Raw genomic sequence first — 25,381 nt, forward strand, 5'->3', positions numbered from 1 at the left:
ATTAATTGCCACCTTTCTTGTCGCGCAGCGCGGCGATTGCCTCCCGGTAGGGAGCCCGCAGCACGCCGTGTTCGGTTATGATAGCCGTCACCAACCGGTTGGGGGTGACGTCGAACGCCGGGTTGAAAACCTCGATGCCGTCAGGGGCGGTGCGCACGCCGCCGAGGCTGGTAACCTCGGCCGGGCCGCGCTCCTCGATGGGGATGTCCGCTCCGCTGTCGAGGGAAAAGTCAAAAGTGGATACTGGCGCTGCCACATAAAAGGGGATGCCGTGCTCCCTGGCCAGCACCGCCACCGAATAGGTGCCGATCTTATTCGCTACGTCGCCGTTGGCCGTTATCCGGTCGGCGCCTACGATGGCCGCCTGCACCATGCCCCGCTGCATCACCCAGCCGGCCATATTATCGGTGATCAGCGTCACCGGGATGCCCGCCTGGTGCAACTCCCAGGCCGTCAGCCTGGCCCCCTGCAGCAGCGGCCGCGTCTCATCGGCGAATACGCGGCTGATTCTCCCCTGCCGCCAGGCCTCGCCGATAACCCCCAGAGCCGTGCCGAACGCCACCGTCGCCAGTGCGCCGGCGTTGCAGTGGGTCAGAACGGCGCTCCCCGGCGGAAAAAGCGCCGCGCCGTTTTCGGATATGCGGCGGTTGACGGCCTCGTCCTCGCGGGCGATGGCCACCGCCTCTTTCTCCAGCGCAGACATCACGGCCGCCGGCTCGGCGTCGCCGCTGCAGCGGTCTGCCGCCGCCAGCATCCGGTCGATAGCCCAGAAAAGGTTGACCGCCGTCGGCCGCGTACTCCGCAGTTCCTCGGCGACCTTAAGCAACGCGGACCGGAAATCCCCCGGCCGCCCGACCAGTTCCCGCGCCCCGAGCACCAGGCCAAAAGCCGCCGCCGCCCCGATGGCCGGCGCACCCCGCACCTCCAGGCGGCGAATCGCCTCCGCCACCCGGCGCCAGTCGCGGCAGTCGATATACTCCGTGCTTCCCGGCAATGCCGTCTGATTCAGCAGTCTCAGGCAGTCTGTCTGCCACGCCAGCGATCGCACCAAAAACAATCACCTCACTATAATTTGAAGCCGCCGTACTCGGCCAGCGCCCGCCGGCACGCGCAGGGCGCCTCGGGATCGAGCCCCGCTATGGCCGCCATTACCAGCTTCTTGAAATTCTCCACATTGGTTCGCATGGCGTCGAGCACCTCGCCGTGAGTCAACGGCTGGGTAGAGATGCCGGCAGCGAAATTCGTCACCATCGACACCGTCGCATAGCACATCTCCGCCTCCCTGGCCAGTGTCACCTCCGGGACATTCGTCATGCCGACGATGTCGCCTCCCAGCAAGGCGTAAGCCTTAATCTCGGCGGGCGTCTCGAAGCGCGGCCCCTCGGTGCACACATAAGTGCCAAAGTTATGGCACGGGATGCCGTTTTCCGCAGCCGCCGCGTTGAGAACGGCCCTCAGCGCCGGGCAATACGGCTCGGTTACGTCGACATGTACGACCCCGCGGTCGCCGCCCTCATAGAATGTCGACACCCTGTTCTTGGTGAAATCGATGAACTGGTCGGTCAGCACGAAATGGCCCGGCGCCATCTCCCGTTTGAGAGATCCCACCGCCGTCGTGGCAATGATGCTCTGCACGCCGATCTTCTTCATCGCCCAGATATTGGCGCGATAATTGATGAGATGCGGCGGAATCGAGTGCTTGCTGCCGTGGCGGGGGATAAAAGCCACCGCCTTGCCGGCGTACTCCCCCACCTTGTACTCCACCTCGCCGTATGGCGTGACCACCCTTTCCTCACGGACGTTGTCCAGAATGCGCGGGTCATAAAGCCCAGTACCGCCGATAATCGCTATTCTCGCCATTTCTTTACCCCCAGAATTAGCTGCTTTTCTCTCACTATAATATGTACCGAATAATACTGGTCAACAATAGGTTGTCCAAAGTGTTATATATTGGACTTTATGTCCCAATTCTCCTTCCTTTAGTGCGAAGATAAAGCGCAAAAGTCCAGCGCCCGCCGGAAAACGAAAATACGAAAAAGTCCCCGCTGTCGCGGGGACTCCTGAAAACCATTTTATTTGAAAATCCCGAACGGTTTACCCATCGGCATGAACGGCTTGCCGAAGTGCGTGTTCAGCACAACCGCGCAGCAGGCGTAGAAGGTCACGAACGAAATCACCAGCTCGGTCCAGGCGGCGATAGCATGCGAAGCATGGGCGGCGATGCCGAACGCGTTCAGAGCCAGCGCGCCGAGCAACACGTCGATCAGCACCATGATGACGAAGATAACCTTGTTGACTTCCATCGCACCGACGGTCATCAAAACCGAGAAAATGAAATAGCCCGTGAAAGCCCAACCGAGCTGTTGCACATCTGCGGCCCCGGCCAGAACCGTGCCGAAAACGCCCATCTTCATCAGCCAGGCGGTGGCGATCGCGTACCAAAAGAAAGCATACGCGCCAAACACGGTGGCGCCCCAGATATTATTATGGAAGAAATCGAAGATCGACGCCACGAGTTGGGCGGTTGCCCCCAGGAAGATTGCGTACACGATAACGAACGATAACCCCGTGGTCCACCCCAGTTTCTGCGATGCCGCCACCATCGTCACCATTGCCAGCCCGAAAAGTCCCAACCCTGTCGGATTAGCGAGCACCACCTGGGTTTTCTGCGGCCCTTCTGCCATTTTTTACACTCCTCCCCATAAATAAAAACAATACAACAAAATTAAACACTTTATAAAGTAACATATACGGAGAGGCGCGTCAATCGGCCAAGTCGATATTTCAAAAACTTATAACAATATAATTTTTACTTTATATTTTCAAAACCTAATAATCCTTTATACCGCACAGCGCAACCAGCTCCGCCATATCCTCGATTACATGATCGGGGCCGGCGGCCGCCACATCTTTCCAGGGCACATACGTCCAGCGCACCGCCGCCGTTTTCACCGCCGCCGCCCTGGCGCTCATAATATCGTACGGGCTATCTCCCACCATCAGGCAATCGCCCGCAGGCAGGCCGAGAGCCGTCAACGCCCTCAGCACCGGTTCAGGGTGGGGCTTATGCTTCTGGCAATCCTCATGGCCGATCACCACCGGAAAATACTTGTCGAGATCGAACAACCGCAAGCCCCGCACCGACGTAACCCGCGTCTTGGAGGTCACCACCGCCAGCCTTACGCCTTCGTCGTAGAGCTTCCGCACGACCTCGACCACCCCGGTAAACACCTTCGCCAGTTCGTCATGGTAGCGGATGTTGTATTCGCGATAAGTCTTTATCATCGCCTCCGGGTCGTCCCCCATGAGGGCAAGCGCCTCGATCAGCGGCCTGCCGAAGGTCGACTTGACGAGCTCCATATCCGCGTCGCAGCCCCGGTGAGTCATGATGGTATGCTGGAACGATTTGAGGATCAGGTCGGTCGTGTCCAGCAACGTCCCGTCAAGATCAAACAGAATGCCTTTATAGCTCATAGTATCCCCCCGTTATCCTTGGCCTGTCCACATTGACCAGAAATTAACGCCAGCCCTACCAGTCGCCTGATAAAGCTGGCGTGATTCTTTTTCGCCTTCCGGTGCGACAAATCCTCTCGGCTAAAGATTTACCCCCACCAATCCTCCCAAAGCTCCGGCGGCTATCCCCGCGAACGCCTTGTTCGCCAAAACCAGCAACGATACCGGCTCCTGAGTCATTTCAAGCCCAACTCCGACCGAGATCAACACATACATAAAACCCACAGCCATACCGACAAGCAGGCCCGCGCCACCCGCCCGCCGGGCGGCGAATGCGCTGCCGATGAAAATGCTCGTAACCGTGACCGCCACCATGATGTACCGCAAATAACTCTCCACGAACAGGCTTTCCGTGGCCAGACTGACCACCGACAAGAACACTATTGCCACCAGCGACACAATCAAGCTGACCAGCACCCCTGCGCCGATCGCCATCACTGCCCCCGGCAGCCTTTGCGTCGGGACATTAACCCGTGTGCGTCTGGTCACCTTAGCCACAGTTTTCCCCCCTCAAGGGTTTTACTGTAATTTATGCTAAGTGGCCAGATTCCATTCCTCGATAAGCTTAATGATTCCGTAGTTCGTAAGATCGAAATGAATCGGCGTCACCGAAATTTTTCCCTTCTTGAGCGCCATGACGTCGGTGCCTTCCTCATTGCCGCTGTCCTTCAGGCTGCCGCCCATCCAGTAATAAATCCGGCCCCGCGGGTCCTGGCGGCGCTCGAAAGTATTCTCGTACTCGATTACCCCCAGCCTCGTCACCTCTACCCCGGTCAGACTGTCGGCCGGCAGCGGGGGTACGTTGACGTTCAACAGCGTATCCGGCGGCAGCGTCCGCTCAGTCAGCGTCAACACGAGCTTGCGCGCGAACACCGCCGCCGGGCCGAAATCCGCCGGTTTGGAAGTGGCAAGCGACACCGCTATCGAAGGTATGCCATGGAGCGCGCCCTCGATCGCCGCGCTCACCGTCCCCGAATACAGCACATCAGTCCCCATGTTGGCACCCTGATTGATCCCCGAAACGACCACATCCGGCTTCGCCGGCAGCAGCGCCTCGACTGCCATCTTCACACAGTCGGTGGGCGTCCCGCCCACTCTCCATGCGCACAGTGGCGGATCTTCGATGCAAAACTGATCGACACGAATCGGGTGATGGACGGTGATCGACTGGCTGGTGGCGCTCCGCTCGCTGTCAGGAGCCACCACCGTCACGTCGCCGATCGCGGCCAACTCGCGCCACAGCGCCTGGATTCCCGGCGCGTTAATCCCGTCGTCATTGGTCAAAAGAATGCGCAAAAAAATACCTCCCAGTTTCAAGACCTTTTTAAAAGCCAAGCAACAAGACGCGATGAACACCGCCAACTGAACTTTTAAAACGGTCGGCTACAGTTGCCCCATCATCTTATGCGTCTGCGGTATAACCCGCACGTCGTCCACCATCTCCAGCGCCGCCGCCATCAGCCGCAGCGCCGCCTCCGGGGCGATGCCGGCCACATTGTTGACTGGCGATACAGGCTGCAGAACGACCGGAATGCGCCTGTCCACCGCCGCCACCAGGGTCAGAGCCCGGCGGAACTCATCATCGCCCGTCGCCGCTGTCAGAACGACCTTAACGAATACATCCCGCCCCGCCGCCAGCCGGAGGAAACGCTCATGCTCGCCCCACCACTCGCGGCCGCTCGTCGACGGCAGCTTGATATCCATGCTAACGATATCGATATATGGCAGCACCACCGCCAGTTCGTCAGGCATCGTCCCATTCGTCTCCAGATACAGACGGCCGGCCAGTTTAGGCGCCAGCTCGGCAAGTTCCTCCGCCTGGCAAAGCGGTTCGCCGCCTGTCAGGCTGACCGAATGATGCGGCGCGCGGAGCAGACTGTTGACATACCCGGCCAGCGCATCAGCAGCCAAAGGATTGGCGACCGCGAAGAAATCGCGTCCTCCCGGCGTAGCCTCCACTCTTCCCTCCATCGCCGCCTGACGGGAAGCCGGCGTATCGCAATAATCGCAGGCGAGGTTGCAGCCCGCCAGACGCACAAACACCTGACGACAGCCTACATACCTGCCTTCTCCCTGGATCGAGGAAAAAACCTCGACAATCTCCACTATGCCGTCACCCCTCCCGGTACACCGCCGCAGAATGCGGCGACTCCCATACCTTCACCGCCTGCACCGCCACTCCGGCGGGCAGACGGCCGGCAAGCTCGCGGTACACATACGCGGCGATGTTCTCCGCCGTCGGGTTGACGGTGCGGAAAGGCTCGATCTCGTTCAGATAGTAATGATCGAGCGTCTCGATAACCCGCGTCACCTCCTGCTTGAGAATGCGAAAATCGATCAGCATCCCCAGACCGTCCAGACCTGCCCCGGCCACCGTCACCTCCACCCGCCAGTTGTGGCCGTGGAGCCGGCTGCACTTGCCGGGATAATCGGCCAGCCTGTGGGCGGCCTCGAAATCGACGATCGTCGTAAGCTCATACATAGTCAATCCCTCCTTCTCTATGATACGCCCGCGGGCTCGTCCGTACTCGCCGGCAGACAAAAATAGATGAGCCCCAAGACTCATCTATGAAACAGCGCGAACATCCAATTGGCTGACTGGCTACTTCGCCGCGTGCTTGCTCAAATAGTTCTCCTTGGGGAAATCGTCGGCGGTCGCCAGCGCCACGTCGCGGTAGCTCAAGCCGCGGGTATGCTGGGTATGGCTCCATTCGCGGTCGTTGCGGTGCAGAAAACCGATGAAGGTAATGGGAATCCAGCTATATACGAACAGCGGATAAAGGACCATGTACCACCACGCCTTCAGCGGAGCGCGGATTTTCGCCAGAACGACGACCGGGAAAAGGTATTGGCCGATGGCGATCATCTTCCACACCTCCACAGGCATGACCATGAACAGGATGTCGGTGTAGAACGGGATTAAATTGTTTATGTACGTGCAAGCCACAAAGGTTGTCGACAAAATCAGGAAGTGAGGCTGGAAAAGATGCAGCACGCCGTCGAGTATCCGGATGTCCCGTTGTCGTATCCCCTCGTACAGCAGGCGCGGGACGTAGCGGCTGGCAACGTCGAAGTGCCCCTGGGCCCAGCGTTTTCGCTGATTCCACGATTGCTTGAAGGTCAGCGGCTTCTCGTCGTAGACGATCGCATCGTGGCACCAGGTGGTGCGGATGCCGAGCAGCAACGCCTTCATGGTAAACTCCATGTCTTCGGTCAGACAGGTCGCCCCCCAGCCGAATTTATGGAGCACGTCGGTCGAAATGCACATCCCCGTGCCGCCGAGAACGCTGGAGAGGCCGAGGTTATACTTCGCCAGATGCCAGATATGGTTCACCACCCAGAAAGAAAGCGCGAAGGTGCCGGAAATCCAGGTGTCGCACGGATTCTTGGCATCCAGATAGCCCTGGATGACCTTCTCGCCCTTGCACAGGCGGTTGTTCATTTCGAGAAGGAAATTGGGATGTACCAAGTTGTCGGCGTCGAAAACGGCCACCGCGTCGTATTTGCGCGGCAGACGGAACAGCTTGGCGAAAATCCACTCCATCGCGTAGCCCTTGCCGCGCTGCTCAAGATTAAAACGCTCGTACACTATCGCGCCCGCCGCCCTGGCCAACTCGGCCGTCCGGTCCTTGCAGTTGTCGGCCACGACGAAAATATCGTACAGGTGGCGGGGATATTTCAGTACATGCAGGTTTTCGATGAGTTGGACGATTACCTGCTCCTCGTTATGAGCGGCTATTACGACCGCAAACGACTTCTTGGGGGTCATTATCTTGATTTCCCGGCGACGCCAGACGCCGAAGAAAGCAAGCGCGAAGTAATAAAGGGTGAAAAATACGATTATGAGCTGCATCGGAACCATTATGTAGTCAAATAACTGAATCATGGGCCGATCTCCTTTTCCAGGGCAAAGTCCTTTGCCCCACCCGTTTCGGCAACTAGCTGGCTAAACTGCTAAGTCTACGGCAGCGATTACACAAATTACATTTTAAATTTGGCAAATCTTACTGTCAAGCCAAAAAAAACCGCGAAAAACGGCCCTCATTTCCATAATCAGGAATGGCGCCTATTTTCGCCGGCGTGAACCGGTTTTCCTGCTCCTGGCGACAACAGGCTACCATTAATATAACCAAGAAATGACTTCATATCCTGGAAAACCGGAACAGGTCCTAAACGTTACGTCTGATTGCCCTCAAACGCCGCGAAAAGGTTGTTGAGCAATCCGAACACAGCGTACGCGAAGAACGCGGCGAACAACACCCCGGGCGGCGACAGGAAAATAAGATAACCTCCGACCAGCACCGCCAGCACGGCCGGCACCAGTCGAATTTTCTCGCCCTTGCCCTTGAAATCCGGATACTTCACCTTACTGACCATAAGGTACGCGAACACGGCCACCATCAAGGCAAAGAGCCAAGCCGGCGGCTTGAGCCCGGTCATGACGAAAGTCGCCACCGTACAACCCGCGGCCGGTATCGGCAGGCCGAGAAAATAACCCTTCACCACCCCGGTCATGATGTTGAAGCGCGCCAGGCGGAGCGCCCCGCAGGTTGCGAACGCGGCGCAGATCACGGCGCCCGTCCAGCCGAAATCCTTTAACATATATGCGTAGGCCAGAAACGCGGGAGCCACCCCAAACGAGCCGGCGTCGCACAGTGAATCGAGTTCCTTGCCGAATTCGCTGCTCACACCAAAATAACGGGCGACGCGGCCGTCCAGCCCGTCGGCGACCATCGCCACGACAACCAGCATCGCGGCGGCAACGAAGGAGCCCTGGTAAGCCGCCACCATCGCCAAAAAGCCAAAAACCAGATTGGAACACGTGAGCAGATTAGGGATCAAAGTTCTCACTCGCGCAACCTCCCAATAACCGTCTCGCCGCCCCGGACCCTGTCGCCTTTCTTGACCAGTATCTCCACCGACCGGGGAACGACGATCTCCGTGCAAGAACCGAACTTGATCATGCCGTAGCGTTCACCGCGATCAAGAAAAACACCCAACGTCACCCAGGAGACGATCCGGCGAGCCAGTATGCCGGCGATCTGGGTCACCAGCACCTTCATCTTCTCATTCTCCAGGCCGATGGTATGCCGCTCGTTCTCACAACCGGCGGATTCCTTGTAAGCCGGGCGGAACCTCCCGCAGGTATACTGCTGGAATTTGATCTCGCCGGCGATAGGGCTGCGGTTGACATGGACGTCAAAGACAGACAAAAATATCGTAACCTTTATCCCATCCTGCTCGAGGAACTGGTCCTCGTACACCTCGCTGACCCCCATCACCCTTCCGTCGGCCGCCGACACAATCAGCGTATCGTCGCCTGGTATCGCCCGCCGGGGATTTCGGAAAAAAAAGGTGACAAAAGCGGCCAGTACACCGGGGATGATGGCCCAGTAAGGGTCAAGAGTCAAAGCGGTGAGAAAAGTGATAAGCACGAGAATGCCGATATACAGAAAACCTTCTCTAACGATAGGAGTCTGGGTCATCAAGCCACCTCCTTCCGGTCGACCATCGCCTTCCCTCACAAAACAAAAAGCAAGACAGAAATCCGCCCTGCCTTATTTTCCTAAATCATTATAATATACTCGCCAGACGCTTGTCTAATGTTTTTTGGCAGCCAACACCCTCATGACGAAGCGCGGCAAAGCCATCATCCGCCCGATGCGTTTCGGGTCGCAGCCGAGACGGTACAGCCACTCCAGGCCGGCCCGCTGCATCCACAGCGGCGCGCGTCGCGTTACGCCGGCCATCACGTCGAAAGTGCCCCCGACGCCCATCGATACAGGCACCGCCAGCGTCGTGGCTTGTGCTGCCAGCCATTTTTCCTGCTTGGGTACTCCCAAAGCGGCCAGCAGGATGTGTGGCTTGCTCGCCCTGATAGCGGCGGCGATGGACGCGGCCTCCTCCGGAGCGAAATAACCGTCGCGCACGCCGGCGACAGTAAGCCCCGGCCACTTTGCCGCCGCGGCTTCACTGGCCTTGGCGGCGATTCCCGGCGCTCCGCCGAAGAAGAACACCCGCCAACCCTCCGTCGCGGCCCTGGCCAACAGCTCCTCGGCCAGATCGAAGCCGGCCACCCGCTCGGGCACCGGTTGCCCGAGATGGCGCGCCGCCCAGACAACCCCCGCGCCGTCCGGCACCACAAGCGCGGCGTCGGCCAGGATACGGGCCAGCTCGCGGTCCCGTCCGGCCGCCATAACCATCTCGGCATTGGCGGTCGCCACCAAATGCGGCCCTCCCTCGGCGATAAAGCCCTCCACCGTCCGCACCGCCTCAGCCAAGGTCACTGCATCGATTTGGACCCCCAAAACATCCACCCGCACTAGCGTAAACTCCTCGAAACGCATATTTTAGCGGCAAACGACAGTAGCCGCTCCAGCTTCTCACATTATTTTATCACAACCTCAAAATCCCGGCAATCGCAGCCAGGAAGGCAGCTTCCAGCCCGGCTTCCGTTCCTGCTCCTTCTGTCCGCCCTGCCCGGGACGGCCTTCCCGCTCGGGCAGCTTCTGGCCCGGCCTGGTGCGGGGATCGATAGCCGTCGGCTCGCTGCCCCTGACGAATGCGCTATACTCCGTCTCCTCGCAGCCGCCGCTGGCCAGCATGCCCGAATCGGCGCACACCGGCACCCCCGTTACGACCCCCGGCGGCACGGGAAAATCGGTCGCCTTCGTCCCCTCCACCGCCTTAACCATCATCTGGCCCCACAGAGCCGAAACCTCCGTCCCGGAAATACCCACCGGCGTGCGGTTGTCGTTGCCGATGAAAATCCCTGTCAACAGTTCGGGCGTATAGCCAACGAACCAGGCCGTCTCGTAATTGTCGGTCGTCCCCGTCTTACCGGCTGCCGGCCGGCCGAGATTTGCCGGCGTAGCCGTACCGTCCTGCAACACCCCCTTCAGGATATCGGTCATGATATAAGCCACCTCGGGCGACAACACCGACTGCTGAACCACCCTCGATTCCTCCAGTACCTGGTCGTTCTCGTCCAGTACCCTCAGCACGGCCACGGGGCGTGAAACGACGCCCCCGTTCGCGAACGCCGTATAGGCCGTGCAAAGCTCCATCAGGCTCACGCCCTGCGTCAGCCCGCCCAATGCCGACGCCAGGTTATCATCCTCCGGCACCAGCGTCGTGATCCCCAGGCTGCGGGCGAGATTAAGCACGTTCGCCATTCCCACCTGCCGCCCCGTCTTGACCGCCGCCACATTCACCGACCAGCGCACGGCCTTCTTCATCGTTACCGGCCCGCGATACTTTTTGTCGTAATTCTGGGGCGAATAACCGCCGAAATTTATCCGCTCGTCGATAATGATCGAATTGGCCGCCTGGCCCTGCCCCAACGCGGTTGCGTACACGAACGGCTTGAAGGCCGACCCCGGCTGGCGAACCTCTGCCGTCACGCGGTTGATCTGGCTCTCCTCGTAATTCCGCCCCCCCACCATCGCCCGAATATAACCGTTCCTGGGATCGAGCGACAGCACCGCCCCCTGAAACTTGCCCAGCACCGCCTCCGCCGCCTGCTGCAGATTAATGTCGAGCGTCGTATAGACCTTCAGCCCCCCCTTATAGACACGATTGGCCCCATATCGCCCTACAAGCTCCTTGGCGACATAGTCCAAAAAATACGAAGCCTGCACCACCCGCCGTTTCTTGCCTGCCAGGACGATTGGCTCGCGCTGGGCTGCTTCGGCCTGCTCCTGGCTGATATAGCCGGCGTTTGCCATCCCCTGCAGCACCGTGCCCCGGCGCTTGAGCGCCGCCCGCATATCGGCGTACGGCGAGAAAATACCCGGCCCCCGGGGCAGCCCGGCCACCAGCGCGCTCTCAGACAACGAAAGTTCGGCCGCGTGTTTACCGAAATACACCTGTGACGCCGCTTCGACGCCATAAGCGCCCTCGCCGAAATAAACCTGATTAAGATACGCCTGGAGGATCTCCTCCTTGGAAAACTTCCGTTCGATTATCAGCGCCAGCAGCGCTTCGTTGAGCTTGCGACTTAGCGTCTTCTCCTGGGTCAGAAACATCTCCCGCGCCAATTGCTGCGTGATCGTACTGCCCCCCTCCACCAACCCGCCGTAGCGAAGATTGACCCAGACCGCCCGCAAAATACCGATCGGGTCGACGCCGAGATGATGATAAAAGCGGATATCCTCATTAGCGACGATCGCCTGCGGCACATATTGGGAAACATTGCCCAACGTCACCACTATCCGGTTCTCCTCGAACAATTTCGCGATCGGCTGCCCTTTGACATCGAAAACCTGCGTCGCCGCCTTCATTGTCAGATTCTCCAGATTATCGGTGCGCGGCAAGGAAAAAAAGGCACAGCCAGCCGCTGAAAATAGCACCATCGCTGACGCCACGATCAAGGCGTCGACGGCATACTCCCGCCAGACCGCAAATAGCCCGCGGCGCCGGCGGCCATGATCGTTCATGCCTTCATCACTCCTTTACCGTTAGTATGCCCCAGAGCTTAACAGCTAATTGCGCGGCAGGAATCGTCACCGATAGCGCGAAAACTACATAATAAACTACATTGTCGTAAGGAAACTGCCATGACCAAAACTACCGCCCTCCTGCGCACCGCCTGCTACGGCGCCGTTATCCTCCTGCTGCTCCTCCTCTGCGGCCCCCCCGCCCTGCTCGCCTTTCACCGCCCGCCGCCGGCTCCCGTGCAAAAATCCGCCCTTACGCCAGCACCGGACGCCAAGCCGACCAAGCCTGCCAAGCCAGCTACCCGTGCCGCGGCGGACGGCTTTGTCCCCGCCCCGCCCGGCGGCCCCTTGTACGACACCCTTACCGTCAACCGGCGGCGCGCGTCAAACCTCCCCACCGAACTGCCGGCAGCCGTTCCCTACTACGGCGAACGCACCGTCTATCTAACCTTTGACGACGGCCCAGACCCCGACGTAACCCCCGACGTTCTGCGCATCCTACGTCAGGCCGGCGTCCCCGCCACCTTCTTCGTCGTTGGCCTCGAGGCGGAAAAGTCCCCTGACCTCCTTCGCCAGATATACCGCGACGGCCACGCCATCGGAAACCACTCCTACAACCACGTCTACCGCGACCTCTACCGCTCGCCGGCCGCCTATACAGCCCAGCTCCGCCGCACCGACGACATCCTTATGAAGCATCTCGGCGTCCGGCCCCGGATATCGCGCGCTCCCGGCGGCTCAGCCGGCAGCTTCACCGACGCTTACTGGTCGGCCCTCGCCACCGAAGGCTACCGCGATATCGGCTGGAACGTCAGCGCCGAAGACGCCTCCCGGGCAAACGGCGCCGAGATCGCCGCCACCGTCGTCCGGCAAATGGACGACGGCAAATACCTCTGGAGCCACGCCATCGTCCTCATGCACGACGGCCGCGGCCACGAAGAAACCGCCCGCGCCCTTCCCGCCATCATAAAATACTTTAAAGACCGCAACTTCGAATTCAGGGTGGTAAATCTCGAAACCCCGCCGGCCTGGTAACGCAGAAAACCGCCCCGGAAAAATTCCGGGGCGGTTTTTAACGCGTTTTTTCCTATTAAAATAGCTTATAAAAAATAACTTACGCAACAAATAGCGCGTAGATAATCAACAACCCAGTCTGAGCGATCGCCACCGCCCAGCCGTTGCGGATCATCGACCCGAGGTCCTTAGACTGCGCGAAGCCCATCATGGCGACCATGTTGCTCCCCGGAATAATGAAATTCGTAACCCGCGTCGCCACAATCAGCGCCACCGTCCAGGCGATCATCGAAACCCCGTACTGCCCTACCAGCGAAACAAACATCTTGTGGAGCGTCATCAACTCGGCCACCACCGCCCCCGAAATCCCGAAGGCGCCGATGGCGCCGCCGGCGATGACAACCGCCGTCTTGCCGCCGATCTGGATAAGCGGCATGAGCAGATACGTTATCGCCTTAAAACCGCCGGCATGCTCCACGTATTTTATCAGCAGCTCAAGAAGGATAAACAGCAGGAAAAGACCGACATTGCCGGCCATGCCCCGAACGACGCCGCGGCAAATATCATCGAACTTCATCTTGCCGACGAACCCCACCACGAACGCCAGGATCAGCATCACGGAAATAACGTACGGCGTCGCCGCCTTGATGAAAATACCATAGGCGATAAGGGCAATGAAAAGCCAGATGAAAACATTCGTGGCCCGGCGGCTGGTTTCGGTGGGAGTAAACCCAGCGCTGCTGGACTTTATCGTGTCGTCGTACGGCGACTTCTCGGCAGTATCGCGCTGGATGCGCCACATCATCACCCATGCGGCAATCATCGTCACAACGGCGACCGGGATTGCGGCGGTGACAAGCATCGTGCCGTAGTCAAGCTTGGTCAGGCCGAGCAGCGTCACCACCGGCGGCGTAAACGGCCCCAGCGTCAAAGCTTCCTCGCCCACGCTCTGATACATCACCGCCACCATCGCCGGCGACAACCCCACCGCCGCCGCGATCGGATTTACGATCGGCGCGATAATGGCGATCCCGCCGGCCATAGTTCCCAGCAGGCCGACGATGACCAGCGACGCGAGCATTATTCCCAACGCCGCCTTGCGCTGCGAATTAACACCGATGCCGTACATGATTTTATAAACCAGGGTATGGGCGACCTTTGTCTCGGATAATATCTCCCCCAGACCTCGTCCCAGCATGATGATGAGGCCGACCAGCCCGAGGAAAGAGCCCATCGCCTTCGATAGATCCGCCCCCACGCCTACCAGGCTTTTGGCGTTGATAACCGCGCCGATCACCACGCAGATCACCGTTGCCGGCAACGGGTCCATCTCCCGCAGCACCAGCACCATGTAAACCAGAAGCGGGATCAGGCCTACCAGGCCCCACCACAAATTGAAGCTCCCATCAGCCATTGGCTTCCCTCCTTATATTAATTTGGCCTCCCCGATTATCCCCGCCTGCGCAGCACCTCCCCCCGCCCGTCCCCGGTCAGCCGCCCGGCGGCGACCGCCGGCACGCCGTTGACAAACACATGCTCAATCCCCTCGGGATAGCGGTGGGGATCGGCGAAGTCAGCCCGGTCGCGAATGCGCCCGGGGTCAAATGCCACGATATCCGCGTTATACCCCGGCTGCAACAGACCCCGGCCGCGGATGCCGAAAATAGCCGCCGGTAAAGCCGTCATCTTGCGCACCGCCGCTTCGAGAGACAGCAGACCCTGCTCGCGAACATAGCGTCCCAACACCCGCGGGAAAGTGCCGTAATTGCGGGGGTGAACCATCTTTCCGCCGTCCTTGGCGGGGTCCAGACCGCTGCCGTCGCTGCCCACCGCCACGAAATCACTGACTATTATGCCTTCCAGGTCTTCGCTGCTGAGCGAAAAATAAATCGCCTCAACCGCGCCGCCTTCCTCCTTAAGCAGAGCCACCACCGCATCCTCGGGAGCCAGCAGGCGGTCCCAGGCCAGTTCGGCAATCGACCGGCCGACATACTTCCCGTTTGCCCCGGTCCGCAACGAAGCGATTCTGACCCGCTCCGGCCCGCCCCGTACCGTCATCTCCTCACGAACCGCCTGGCGGATACGGGAATGAAGGTCGGCGTCAGCCAGCCGCCAAAGCATCGCCTCAGTCCCGCCATCCTGCACCCAGCCTGGCAGTAGAGCGGTCAGCGATGTAGACGTGGCCTCGTAAGGATACTGATCCGCCCACACATCCACCCCTTGGGAACGGGCCTCATCGAGCCTGGCCAGCGCCGCCCGCCCCTGCCCCCAGTAGGGCTGGCCGATGGCCTTGAGGTGAGAGATCAACACCCGCGCTCCGCTGGAAGCGGCAATCGACACGGCTTCTTCCACCGCCGCCGGCAAAGTCTTGCTCTCGCCGCGGATATGGCTGGCGTATACCGCCCCGTTAGCAGCCAGCACGCCGGCCAGTTCGGCAAGCTCCGCCGTGGCCGCGAAACTGCCGGGAGGATAGATTAACCCCGTCGACATCCCCCACGCTCCCTGCTTGAGCGACCTTGATAGCAGCGTTTTCATCTCATCCATTTCGGCCGCGGTCGGCACCCGGTCGTCTGACCCCATTACCGCTATTCTTAGAGCCCCGTGCGCCACCATGGGAGCAAGGTTGCGCCCCGGCCCGATCCTTTCTACTGCGCTGGCGTAACCGTCCATATCTTCCCAATCGATCCCTCCCGGCGGCAACTCCCCCTCCATCGTCGCCAGGTATGTCTCCAGCTCGCGCCGGCGCCTCCCGGCGCCGACAGGGAAGAGACCGATACCGCAGTTGCCCATCACCTCGGTCGTCACGCCCTGCATCACCTTGCTAGGGCCGAGCGGCGCGTGGAAAACCGTACGATCACTGTGAGTATGACTGTCTATAAAGCCTGGGGCCACAACCAGGCCGTCGGCGTCAATGACCTTAGCGCCGGCGGCCGAAAGCTGCGGCCCCATCGCGACAATCTTCCCCTCCGCCAACAGCACATCGGCCCTCGCGCCCGCACGTCCGCTACCGTCCAAAACCAAACCGTCTTTCAAAAGATAATTCACAGCCATTCCCCGCTTTCCTAAAAAATAAAACCAGCAAAACAAGCCCACCCCCATTGGTAGATGGCTGTCTTGCTGGATTTCACCTGCGTAAGGCAAATGAAGCAGCGTCAATATTGAACTGTAACTATAAATTAGCAAAAAAACCGGAAACTGTCAACACTTTAGCGCTTGCGCTGAAAATCTTCCTGCCGGGTCAGGTGATCGCCTCTCAGCCCTTGCTTATAAAGACGGTAGCGGCGCTGAGCCTCCTTGAAGGCCACAATAATCGCCTTCTGCGAAGCCCCGAAATAGCGGTTCTCGATCTCACTGCGGATCGCCTCCCCGTCAGTGAGCATGTTTCGCCCCTTGAACAGACTGTCGAGAAAATCATACGTGCTCTTCATCATAACGGAGCTGCCGCAGCTTTCGATAACATCGGTGTCGCGGTCGATCACTAAACCGAGCATGAACCGACCATACTGCTGGGTGATGGGATTACTCATCTGCGATTTGGAGTCACCGATAATGTAGACGGTATTGGGAGAATACATACCGCGGCCCCTCCTCCGGAAGATTATGCTACCCATTCGCCGCCGGCCGCGTTTCTCCTTCCCGGCATAAAAAAAAGCCGCCCCCGAAGGAACGGCTGGGGAAACATTGTCTGCCGCAAACTCAGACCTCTGCCGTCAGCAGCGACTCAGCCATGCCGTCAAGCTCGCCGGCCAACTCGCCGATCTGCTCGGTTTCTTTGGCAACATGAGTAATAGCGCCGGCCACTTGGGTAATAACTTCCTTAACCTCGTGCATCTGGCGGTAATTATCCTCGCTATCCGCCTGCACCGTGCGGATGATCCCCTCAATACGCTTGACGGAGTTCCCGCTCGTGGCCGCCAACTTGCGGATCTCTTCCGCAACCACGCCGAACCCGCGGCCCTGCTCCCCGACTCTCGCCGCCTCGATTGCCGCGTTGAGCCCCAGAAGATTGGTTTGCGCCGTAATATCCTTAATAACCTGCAGTACCTCGTCAGTCTCCCTCACCCGGGCGGCCGACACGGCAGCGGTTTGGGCCACCGTCCCGCTGATATCGGCGATCTGTTGCGTCTGCGCCGATATTTCCTCCGCGGTCCCCGCCAAAGTGCTTATACTGTCGGTCAGCTTATCCGCCATCTCTTTCAGGCGTTCCTGCCTGTCCACCGGTTCCGCCACCGAAATCGCGCCGATAGCTTCCCCTTGGCTGTTGCGAATTGGATAGGCATAGGCGATATAAGGCACCCCAAACAAGGATTTATCGCCCCGGACCACGAACCGGCCGTTCTCGGCCACCGCCTTCGCCACCGACGTTCCCGGTTTCAAAGGAGTGCCGGGTGTGATATTAAGATTTATTTTTGCGCTCGGCTTAGCCACGAGATACTTTTCCTTGTCGGTAACAGCAACGCAAAAATCGTTGGGCAACAGGTCGGTCAATATCGGCGCTACTGTCAGATAATGGGCCAAATACTCTTCATCGGCCATAACCATTGCTTCCTATTCCTCCTTCCGACCGGGCGCCAGCCGCAGCCGGCCGCATCGGCCGCCAGCCGTTAGAAAGCCTGCCTCACGGCAGGCTTTCTAACGTGATGAACTTCTACATCATAATTTTCGGCAGGATTAGGAGACCGGCGGTGACGATTACCAGCCAGAACACGCAGATGAAGGCCATGAAACCCCAGACTTCCTTCAGCTTCATGCCCACGAGCGCCAGAGCGGGGATGACGTACAGCGGCTGGATGAGGTTGGTCACCTCGTCGCCGTGGACGAAAGCGTTCATTACCAGCGGGATGTTGGCGTTCAGAGCCTTCGCGGCCTCCATGAGGATCGGCCCCTGGACGATCCACTGGCCGCCCTGGGACGGGATGAACAGATTGGCGAACGCCGCCGAGAAGAACGACCACGCGTAAATAGTATCCGCGGTCGCCACCTTGATTAGCAGACCGGCGATGACCTTGGCGAGACCGGACGAGGTCATCATGCCCATGATGCCGCCATAGAACGGGAATTGCAGCATAACTTCGGCCGCCGGACGCATCATGTCTTTGAAAGCGGTAACGAATTTGCTGGGGGTGTTGTAAAGGAAAGTGTTCAACGTCAGGAACATGAAGATAACGAAGTTGAAATTGAGCGACTTAATTATGCCCTTGGTCATAAAACTGTCAATGATGACCGCCAGTCCGGCCAAACCGATGAGCAGCATCAGCACGCGGCTGCTGTTCATCTTGTCTGCCAGCGTTTCCTGCTCGTCCCTGGCGACAGTTGCGGCGATGGCCGGCTCTTCTTTAGGTTGATAGGTTATCAATTCGTTGGCAGGCGGCTTCGTGTATACGCCCAGCAGTATGACCGTGACAACCATCACGAAAAACAGCACCGTATTGATCGGGTTGTAAACCGTCACATCCTGGGTCCAGATGCCGATGGCTTTCTCCATGAAGTGCCCCTTGGTCGCCACCAGGGCGTACACACTCGCACTCGGGCACCAGGTCTGGCCAAGCACCATGGTGGTGTAACCGGCCGCGATCGCCAGCGGGAAGTGCAGGCCCTTGACGTTGCGCGACAACTGCATCGCGAAGATCGGCGTGAGGATGGATGAAAATGCCCAGTTGATCAAACTGGAAACAAAGCCGAAGACAAGCATGACCACCATGGCCACCGACGCCGAACTCGGCATCCTGGCCACCCGGGCGAGAAACCTCTCGACCAGCGGCGCCTTGGCCGCCGCCCCGCAGCAGATGACCATGAACGACATCTGGAACGCGAAGCCGATCATCGTCCACAGGCCGTTATACCAGCCAAGCACCAGCTTCAGAGGTCCGCCGTCGCTCACCACCAGGCCAAAGACAAAAGCCAGCAAGGTGAGAATGACGCAGAACACGAAAGAATCGGGGATGTACCGGTCGGCAGCGAACTGGAACGCCCTGGATATCCTCCACAGCATAGAATCAGCCCTCCCTAAACATTATAAATTCCGGGAATTACACATAAAATTCCGAAGCCTTCAACTGATGAATAAGTTTCTTCATAAACTTCTTTCTGATCGCGGGAATCTCATCCTGCTTATAAGTATAAAATCCCTCGCCCGTCTTGATGCCCAGCTTCCCCTCCTTCACTTTTTCACGCAGCAGCCTGTTGGCTTCCTGCGAGTTATCCATCACCTTCAGCAGGTTATCGCCTACCACGCACCAGATGTCGAGGCCGCCGAAATCGGCCACCTCCAGTTGCCCCGTGGTGGCATAGCGGAACGCCGGCCCAAACTTGAGCGCCTTATCGACGTCGGCCGGTTCGGCTATCCCCTGCTCGATGATCGAAAACGCCTCCCTCGCGACACCCTGCTGGATGCGGTTGGCCACCAGCCCGGGCACATCCTTGAGAACCTTGACCGTCTGCTTCTTGATCGACTTGTACAAAGCCTCGACTTCCTGATAGATTTCCGCCGGCATATTGCCGAAAAAGGACAGCTCGGCGATCGGCATCAGATGGCCGGGATTGTACCAGTGGCAGACCATCATCCGTTTCTTGCGTTCCTCGCCGACGAACGCCATCATTTCGTTCAGCGCCAGGCTGGAAGTGTTGCTGGCGATAATGGCCTCAGGCTTGCAGTATTCGTCCAGCTGCTTGAACAGTTTCTGCTTGAGTTCGATGATCTCGGGGGCAGCTTCGATGATGTAATCGCGGTCGGAAACCGCCGCCTTAAGATCGGTGCATGGCTTTATCCTGTCGAGGGTGGCCTCCACCTCGGCCGCGGCGATGAACTCCTCCTCGGCAAGCAGCTCAAGCTCTTGCCGGATCTGCTCCTTCGCCTTGGCCAACACTTGCTCGCCGGTATCGAACATATTCACATCATAGCCGTAAAGCGCAAACGACTCGGCGATAGCGTGCCCCATCGTTCCCGCGCCCACGACGCCGATTTTCCTTATCATAACAGGCCACCTACTTTCTGAGATTGAGAATGGTCCTTGCGTCGTCGGCTGTCGCTACTTCCTTGTTGGCCTCCTTGATCAGGCGGACGGCCCGTTCCACGAATTCGGCGTTGGACTTGGCCAGCCGGTCCTTGGCATAAAGCACGTTGTCCTCCATCCCCACCCGTACATGACCACCGAGGGCGATCGCCGCGTATAAGATGGGAATATGGCCGGCGCCGATGCCGAATGCGGACCAGGTCGAACCGGAAGGAAGCAGGCTCTTGAGATACACCAGGTTCTCCACCGTCGCCGCCGTGCCGCCGGCCGCCCCCAACACGAACTGGTAATGACCCGGCGAGGCTATTACGCCCTTCTTCATGTAATACACGGCGTTGTACAGCATGCCGGCGTCAAAAACCTCGATTTCCGGCTTCACCCCGATTTCGGTCATCGTCCTGCCCAGCTTTTCGAGAAACTGGGGATGATTGATGAACAGGCTGCTGTGCATCCAGTTCATCGACCCGGCGTCATAAGACGCCATCTCCGGCTTCAGCTCGATAAGATGGGCCATCCGCGTCTCGTCGGTGGCGTTTAGGTCGCCCGACGTAGTAAGATTGAGGACGATATCGCACTTCTCGCGGATCAGACCGACCGTTTCGGCAAATTTCTCCTTGCTCATCGTCCCCTTGCCTTCGTCGTCGCGCATGTGAAGGTGGGCGACAGCCGCCCCCGCCTTCCAGCACTCGTATACGTCGGCGGCGATTTCCTTCGGCGTCATGGGAACGTTGGGGTTGTGCTCCTTTGTGGGCCAGGCGCCGGTAGGCGCGACAGTCACGATCACTTTTTGCATCCTTGTCACCTCGAAGTATTATTTGGGTTCGCCCCTAACATATAGCAACAACCGTGCCAAGAGCACAAACCGCGCTGCACCGGCCTTGTTGAAAACAAAAACCGGGAGGGCGATGAAATTTTTCATCGCCCTCCCGGTGGGAATAATGCAAAATATCTGAAAAATAACCCTATTGAAGGTGATGACAATTAGCATCAGAAGTGATGCTAATTGTCATCACCCAGCTTCAGGCCGAATTTCTTCGCCTTCTTGACAATCGTCGACTGATCGACCTTCAGCACCTTGGCAGCCTTACGGGTACTGCCATAGAGGCCCAGCACCCTTTCCAACGTCTTTTTTTCGATATTCGCCACTATTTCTTTAAGGCCCGCTTCCCTGGTCATCGGCTCGCCGCTGCCAGGATAAACGTTCAGCAGGGGGGCGAGCTGTTCCCCGCCGATTACCGCCGCCGGCTCGGCCACGATCACCAGCCGCTCGACGATATTCTGCAGCTCGCGGATATTACCCGGCCAAGAATAATGCTTCATTATTTCCAATCCCGCATCTTCGATGACCGTAACCTTGCCGTATTTCGCGTTGTAAAGCGCGAGAAAGTGCTCGGCGAGCGGTTCCACGTCCTCCGCTCGCGCCCGCAGCGGCGGGATGACGATCGGAAACACGTTCAGGCGGTAATAAAGATCCTCCCTGAACCGCCCCTGCGTCACCAGCGACCGCAAATCGCAATTAGTCGCCGCGAGTATCCTGACATCCAGCTTGAACGGCCTCGTGCCGCCGATCCTGGTAATCTCCTTGTGTTGAATCACCCGCAGCAGCTTCGACTGCAGCTCCAGCGGCATATCGCCGATCTCGTCGAGCAGCAGCGTCCCCTTGTCAGCAAGCTCGAACAACCCCAGCCTGCCGGTGCCAGCCGCGCCGGTGAAAGCGCCCTTCTCATACCCGAACAGCTCGGCTTCCAGCAGATTTGCGGGGATGGCCGCGCAGTTCACCTTTATGAACGGTCCTTTATTGCGCGGGCTGTTCGTATAAATCTCGTTGGCGACGACCTCCTTACCCACCCCCGTTTCGCCGGCGATCAGCACGGTGACGTCAAGGGGCGCCACCTGGCGGATCGCCTCGATGACCTTTGCCGTTCCCTCGCTGCGGCCGATAAGACTCATGTTGAGGTTCTGCCGCCGCAGATGCTCAATCTCCATGATACTCTTGGCCTTGTCAGCCTCGACGGCCTTCATCTTTTCCTGCGAGGCGTCCAGCTCGGCCTTCATCGTCAGCAGGTCGGTTATCTCGCGGTCAATAACCACAACGTTCTTGACATTTTCCTCCGCGTCAAAAACCGGAATGCCGGTTATTAGCATCTTTCGGCCGCTGCGCAGGCTCACGCCCACCGAGTTGACCCGCTTTTTCAGTCTGATTACCTCCGGGGTCACGGCATTTTTATAAAGGCCGGCAGCCTCGCATTCCTCCACATACCTGCCGACGACCTCCTCCGGCGCGATACCGGTTATCCGCGTGTAGGCTTTGTTGACGTACAGCGTCTTACCCGCTCCGTCGGCGATGTAGATGCCGTCGTAAACATGGTCGCCGAGCTCGCGGAAGTCGAACTCCGCCGTGCGGCGTAACTCTTCGAGGACCTTGCCCAATCCCGCTGCCACTTGTTCGCTCTCGCACCGTTCGCAGCCGCCGGCGGCGACCCTGGCGATCAGCTCCTCCAGAAACGCCTGGGCCGTAAACTTGTCCCGTCCGCCCACATCGCCACCCCCCTCTACCCCCACTATAAAGCAAGAAGCGTGCCGGCACAACAGGAAAAAAGAAAGCCGCCCCGCGGGGCGGCCTTATGTTTATACGCTGTAATTGGGGGCTTCCTTGGTGATGCTGATGTCGTGGGGATGGCTCTCTTTCAGGCCGGCCCCGGTAACTCTCACGAAGCGGGTCTTGGTGATGAGTTCTTCGATACTCTGCACGCCGCAGTAGCCCATCCCGGCCCGCAGGCCGCCCACCATCTGGTACAGCGTGTCGGCCACCGCCCCTTTGTACGGGATGCGGCCCTCGATCCCCTCAGGCACCAATTTCTCCATATTCTCCTGGAAGTAACGGTCCTTGCTGCCCTCGACCATCGCGCCCAGGGAGCCCATGCCACGGTAGATCTTATAGCTGCGGCCCTGATAGATGATCGTCTCCCCGGGGCTCTCTTCCGTACCGGCCAGCAAGTTGCCGATCATGACCACGCTCGCCCCGGCGGCGATCGCCTTGGTGATATCGCCCGAATACTTGATGCCGCCGTCGGCAATTACCGGCACGCCGTGCGGCCGTGCCGCCGTGGCGCAATCATACACCGCCGTGATCTGCGGCACGCCGATGCCGGCGATAACCCTGGTCGTGCAGATCGAGCCGGGACCCATGCCCACTTTAATCGCGTCCGCCCCCGCCTCGATAAGATCGCGGGTCGCGGCGCCGGTCGCCACGTTGCCGGCCATTAAATCGACCTCGGGATAATGGCTCTTGATATACTTGACAGCCTCGATCACCCCGCGCGAATGGCCGTGGGCGGTATCGACCACCAGCACATCCACCTTCGCCTTCACCAGCGCGACCACGCGGTCGGGCATGTCCTCACCCACCCCGACGGCCGCCGCCACCCGCAGGCGGCCCTTGGCGTCCTTGGCCGAATTCGGGTACTTCTGCGCCTTCTCGATATCCTTGATGGTGATAAGGCCCTTGAGAAAGCCCTGAGCGTCCACCAGCGGCAACTTTTCGATGCGGTGCTGGCGGAGCAGCTCCTTAGCCTCCTCCAGCGACGTGCCCACCGGGGCGGTGATCAGGTTCTCCTGCGTCATGCACTCCTGAATTTTCCTGGTCAGATCGGTCTCGAACCTAAGATCGCGGTTGGTGAGGATGCCGACCAGCCGGCCGCCCTCGACGGTAATCGGCACCCCGGAGATGCGGTAACGCTCCATAAGGTCGTGGGCGTCCTGGAGAGTGTTGTCCGGCGCCAGGAAAATCGGATCGACGATGATGCCGTGCTCCGATCGCTTGACCTTGTCGATCTCATTGGCCTGGCGTTCAATGGACAAATTCTTGTGGATGACACCGAGGCCGCCTTCCCGTGCCATGGCGATCGCCATGCGCGCCTCGGTCACCGTGTCCATGCCTGCGCTGATAATAGGGATATTAAGTTTGACATTCCTGGTGAGATAGGTTGCTACATCGACATCCCGGGGCAAAATCTCCGAGCGGTTGGGAACGAGGAGGACATCGTCGAAGGTTAAGCCTTCCGGGCCGAACTTGTCGTCGAACATTGCGGATTACTCCTTTCAGCGGTTGTCTACACGTATTTTGAATATAATACCATAACTCACCGGACGAATCCACCTTTTTTGTCCCCTGCGGCGAAAAATTCCCCGCCGCCGTTCGCGCCACGGATACAAACTATTTTCCGGTCCCACACTAAACTTATCATGCTCACCCGGAGGTGCAAAAATGCTGGCAATCCGCGGCGCAACTGTTCACACCGTCAGTCGCGGCACCCTGGAAGGCGCCGTAATCCTGCTGGCCAACGGCAAAATCGTCGCCGTCGACCGGCACCTTCCCATCCCTGCCGACGCGCGCATCCTCGAAGCCGCCGGCAAAGTCGTCACCCCTGGACTCATCGACTGCCACACCCACCTTGGCATCGCCGAGGAAGGGGTTGGGGACGCCCATGTCGACAAAAACGAAACCGCCGACCCGGTCTGCCCCCACCTACGCGCCCTCGACGCCGTCAATCCCGAGGACGAAGGATTGGAAGACGCCGTCGGCGGCGGCGTTACCTCCATCATCGTCACCCCCGGCAGCGAAAACGTCATCGGCGGCCAGAGCATCGCCATCAAAACCCGCGGCCGCGTCATCGACGACATGGTTCTCCGTCAGCCGGCAGGCGTCAAAATCGCCTTCGGCGAAAACCCCATCAAAATGTACGGCGGCAAAGGCAAAGCCCCCTCCACTCGCATGACCGTCGCCGGCCTTATCCGCGAAAACCTCGTCGCCGCCCGTGACTACGCGCAAAAGCCGCCAGCCGGGCGTGATCTTCGGCTGGAAACACTCGCCCGGGTATTAAACGGCGAAATCCCCCTCAGAGCCCACGCCCACGCTGCCGACGACATCGCCACCGCCCTCAGAATCGCCGCCGAATTCAACCTGCGGCTGACCCTCGAACACGCCACCGCCGGCCACAAAATCGCCGACCTTATCGCCGCCCGCGGCGTCCCCGCCGCCGTCGGCCCCTCCATCACCGCCCGCGTCAAAGTCGAGCTCCGCGACCGCACCTACCGCACGCCCGCCATCCTCCACGCCGCCGGCGTTAAAATAGCCCTCATCACCGACCATCCCTTCCTGCCGATCGGCGGCCTGCGTCTCGAAGCCGCCCTCGCCATCCGCGAAGGGCTGCCGGCTGCCGCCGCCCTGCGGGCCATAACCCTCAGCGCCGCGGAAATAATCGGCGTCGCCGACCGCGTTGGCAGCCTCGACGCAGGCAAAGACGCCGACCTCGTCATCTTCGGCGGCGACCCCTTCGCCGTCGCCACCAAAATAGAACAGGTGTTCATCGACGGCCAACCGGTTTACGGCCGTTGACGAAC

General features: G+C 59.3%; 24 protein-coding genes. 2 read left to right on the plus strand and 22 right to left on the minus strand.

The genetic code is table 11. The features are described from left to right. Window position 1: 1 nt before the first annotated feature. From mtnA to Q4T40_09465, 13 genes are all read right to left on the minus strand, one after another. On the minus strand, window positions 2-1,051 hold the full coding sequence (mtnA, locus tag Q4T40_09405) for an S-methyl-5-thioribose-1-phosphate isomerase (protein MDT8901455.1): 1,050 nt from the start codon (window positions 1,049-1,051) through the stop codon (window positions 2-4). A 14-nt stretch (window positions 1,052-1,065) separates the two neighbouring features. After that, window positions 1,066-1,860: an S-methyl-5'-thioadenosine phosphorylase gene (gene mtnP, locus Q4T40_09410; GenBank protein ID MDT8901456.1), complete on the minus strand. Its 795-nt coding sequence runs from the start codon at window positions 1,858-1,860 to the stop codon at window positions 1,066-1,068. Between the two features lie 212 nt (window positions 1,861-2,072). Then, window positions 2,073-2,684, minus strand: a complete 612-nt coding sequence (locus Q4T40_09415; protein ID MDT8901457.1) for an acetate uptake transporter — start codon at window positions 2,682-2,684, stop codon at window positions 2,073-2,075. 145 nt (window positions 2,685-2,829) lie between these two features. Next, window positions 2,830-3,474 carry an HAD-IA family hydrolase gene (locus Q4T40_09420; protein MDT8901458.1) on the minus strand — a complete coding sequence of 215 codons (645 nt, stop codon included), beginning with the start codon at window positions 3,472-3,474 and terminating at the stop codon, window positions 2,830-2,832. A 120-nt stretch (window positions 3,475-3,594) separates the two neighbouring features. Then, complete coding sequence (locus Q4T40_09425) at window positions 3,595-4,011, minus strand: TIGR04086 family membrane protein (GenBank protein ID MDT8901459.1); 417 nt, start codon at window positions 4,009-4,011, stop codon at window positions 3,595-3,597. Between the two features lie 36 nt (window positions 4,012-4,047). After that, complete coding sequence (gene surE / locus Q4T40_09430; protein ID MDT8901460.1) at window positions 4,048-4,809, minus strand: 5'/3'-nucleotidase SurE; 762 nt, start codon at window positions 4,807-4,809, stop codon at window positions 4,048-4,050. 87 nt (window positions 4,810-4,896) lie between these two features. Continuing rightward, window positions 4,897-5,619 carry a 7-carboxy-7-deazaguanine synthase QueE gene (locus Q4T40_09435; protein MDT8901461.1) on the minus strand — a complete coding sequence of 241 codons (723 nt, stop codon included), beginning with the start codon at window positions 5,617-5,619 and terminating at the stop codon, window positions 4,897-4,899. 7 nt (window positions 5,620-5,626) lie between these two features. Further along, on the minus strand, window positions 5,627-5,995 hold the full coding sequence (gene queD / locus Q4T40_09440; GenBank protein ID MDT8901462.1) for a 6-carboxytetrahydropterin synthase QueD: 369 nt from the start codon (window positions 5,993-5,995) through the stop codon (window positions 5,627-5,629). Between the two features lie 120 nt (window positions 5,996-6,115). Further along, entirely contained in the window at window positions 6,116-7,399 is a 1,284-nt protein-coding gene (locus Q4T40_09445) for a glycosyltransferase family 2 protein (protein MDT8901463.1), read from the minus strand. A gap of 290 nt (window positions 7,400-7,689) precedes the next feature. Then, window positions 7,690-8,364 (minus strand): CDP-diacylglycerol--serine O-phosphatidyltransferase, encoded by a 675-nt coding sequence (gene pssA, locus Q4T40_09450; GenBank protein ID MDT8901464.1) that lies wholly within the window; start codon window positions 8,362-8,364, stop codon window positions 7,690-7,692. After that, window positions 8,361-8,999 carry a phosphatidylserine decarboxylase family protein gene (locus tag Q4T40_09455; protein MDT8901465.1) on the minus strand — a complete coding sequence of 213 codons (639 nt, stop codon included), beginning with the start codon at window positions 8,997-8,999 and terminating at the stop codon, window positions 8,361-8,363. Before Q4T40_09455 ends, pssA begins: the two co-directional genes overlap by 4 nt. Window positions 9,000-9,113: 114 nt before the next feature. Continuing rightward, on the minus strand, window positions 9,114-9,860 hold the full coding sequence (locus tag Q4T40_09460) for a WecB/TagA/CpsF family glycosyltransferase (protein MDT8901466.1): 747 nt from the start codon (window positions 9,858-9,860) through the stop codon (window positions 9,114-9,116). A 57-nt stretch (window positions 9,861-9,917) separates the two neighbouring features. Further along, on the minus strand, window positions 9,918-11,951 hold the full coding sequence (locus tag Q4T40_09465) for a PBP1A family penicillin-binding protein (protein ID MDT8901467.1): 2,034 nt from the start codon (window positions 11,949-11,951) through the stop codon (window positions 9,918-9,920). A gap of 120 nt (window positions 11,952-12,071) precedes the next feature. On the opposite strand from Q4T40_09465, the gene Q4T40_09470 reads away from it, so the two are divergent. Then, window positions 12,072-12,986 carry a polysaccharide deacetylase family protein gene (locus tag Q4T40_09470; GenBank protein MDT8901468.1) on the plus strand — a complete coding sequence of 305 codons (915 nt, stop codon included), beginning with the start codon at window positions 12,072-12,074 and terminating at the stop codon, window positions 12,984-12,986. 79 nt (window positions 12,987-13,065) lie between these two features. Here Q4T40_09470 and Q4T40_09475 read toward each other — a convergent pair whose 3' ends face one another. The 9 genes from Q4T40_09475 to guaB form a co-directional block, all read right to left on the minus strand. Continuing rightward, window positions 13,066-14,379 (minus strand): Na+/H+ antiporter NhaC family protein, encoded by a 1,314-nt coding sequence (locus Q4T40_09475; GenBank protein ID MDT8901469.1) that lies wholly within the window; start codon window positions 14,377-14,379, stop codon window positions 13,066-13,068. Between the two features lie 35 nt (window positions 14,380-14,414). Beyond that, window positions 14,415-16,016, minus strand: coding sequence for a D-aminoacylase (locus Q4T40_09480; GenBank protein ID MDT8901470.1), 1,602 nt, complete (start codon window positions 16,014-16,016; stop codon window positions 14,415-14,417). Between the two features lie 155 nt (window positions 16,017-16,171). Continuing rightward, a complete protein-coding gene (locus Q4T40_09485) occupies window positions 16,172-16,540 on the minus strand; it encodes a DUF3870 domain-containing protein (GenBank protein ID MDT8901471.1) in 369 nt (122 codons plus the stop codon). Window positions 16,541-16,661: 121 nt separating this feature from the next. Next, the gene (locus Q4T40_09490; protein ID MDT8901472.1) at window positions 16,662-17,507 is read right to left on the minus strand and encodes a methyl-accepting chemotaxis protein; all 846 of its coding nucleotides are present in this window, start codon (window positions 17,505-17,507) and stop codon (window positions 16,662-16,664) included. 106 nt (window positions 17,508-17,613) lie between these two features. Further along, window positions 17,614-18,957 carry a TIGR00366 family protein gene (locus tag Q4T40_09495; protein MDT8901473.1) on the minus strand — a complete coding sequence of 448 codons (1,344 nt, stop codon included), beginning with the start codon at window positions 18,955-18,957 and terminating at the stop codon, window positions 17,614-17,616. 37 nt (window positions 18,958-18,994) lie between these two features. Then, window positions 18,995-19,939 (minus strand): 3-hydroxyacyl-CoA dehydrogenase family protein, encoded by a 945-nt coding sequence (locus tag Q4T40_09500; protein MDT8901474.1) that lies wholly within the window; start codon window positions 19,937-19,939, stop codon window positions 18,995-18,997. A gap of 10 nt (window positions 19,940-19,949) precedes the next feature. Next, window positions 19,950-20,771, minus strand: a complete 822-nt coding sequence (locus Q4T40_09505) for a 3-keto-5-aminohexanoate cleavage protein (GenBank protein ID MDT8901475.1) — start codon at window positions 20,769-20,771, stop codon at window positions 19,950-19,952. Window positions 20,772-20,977: 206 nt separating this feature from the next. Next, entirely contained in the window at window positions 20,978-22,516 is a 1,539-nt protein-coding gene (locus Q4T40_09510) for a sigma 54-interacting transcriptional regulator (protein ID MDT8901476.1), read from the minus strand. A 90-nt stretch (window positions 22,517-22,606) separates the two neighbouring features. After that, window positions 22,607-24,064, minus strand: coding sequence for an IMP dehydrogenase (gene guaB, locus Q4T40_09515; GenBank protein MDT8901477.1), 1,458 nt, complete (start codon window positions 24,062-24,064; stop codon window positions 22,607-22,609). A gap of 181 nt (window positions 24,065-24,245) precedes the next feature. Between guaB and Q4T40_09520 the strand changes: the two genes are divergently transcribed. Then, on the plus strand, window positions 24,246-25,376 hold the full coding sequence (locus tag Q4T40_09520; GenBank protein MDT8901478.1) for an amidohydrolase: 1,131 nt from the start codon (window positions 24,246-24,248) through the stop codon (window positions 25,374-25,376). Window positions 25,377-25,381 lie beyond the last annotated feature (5 nt).

Source organism: Selenomonadales bacterium 4137-cl, from assembly GCA_032334055.1.
In the GTDB taxonomy this organism is placed as follows: domain Bacteria; phylum Bacillota; class Negativicutes; order Sporomusales; family UBA7701; genus Anaeroselena; species Anaeroselena agilis.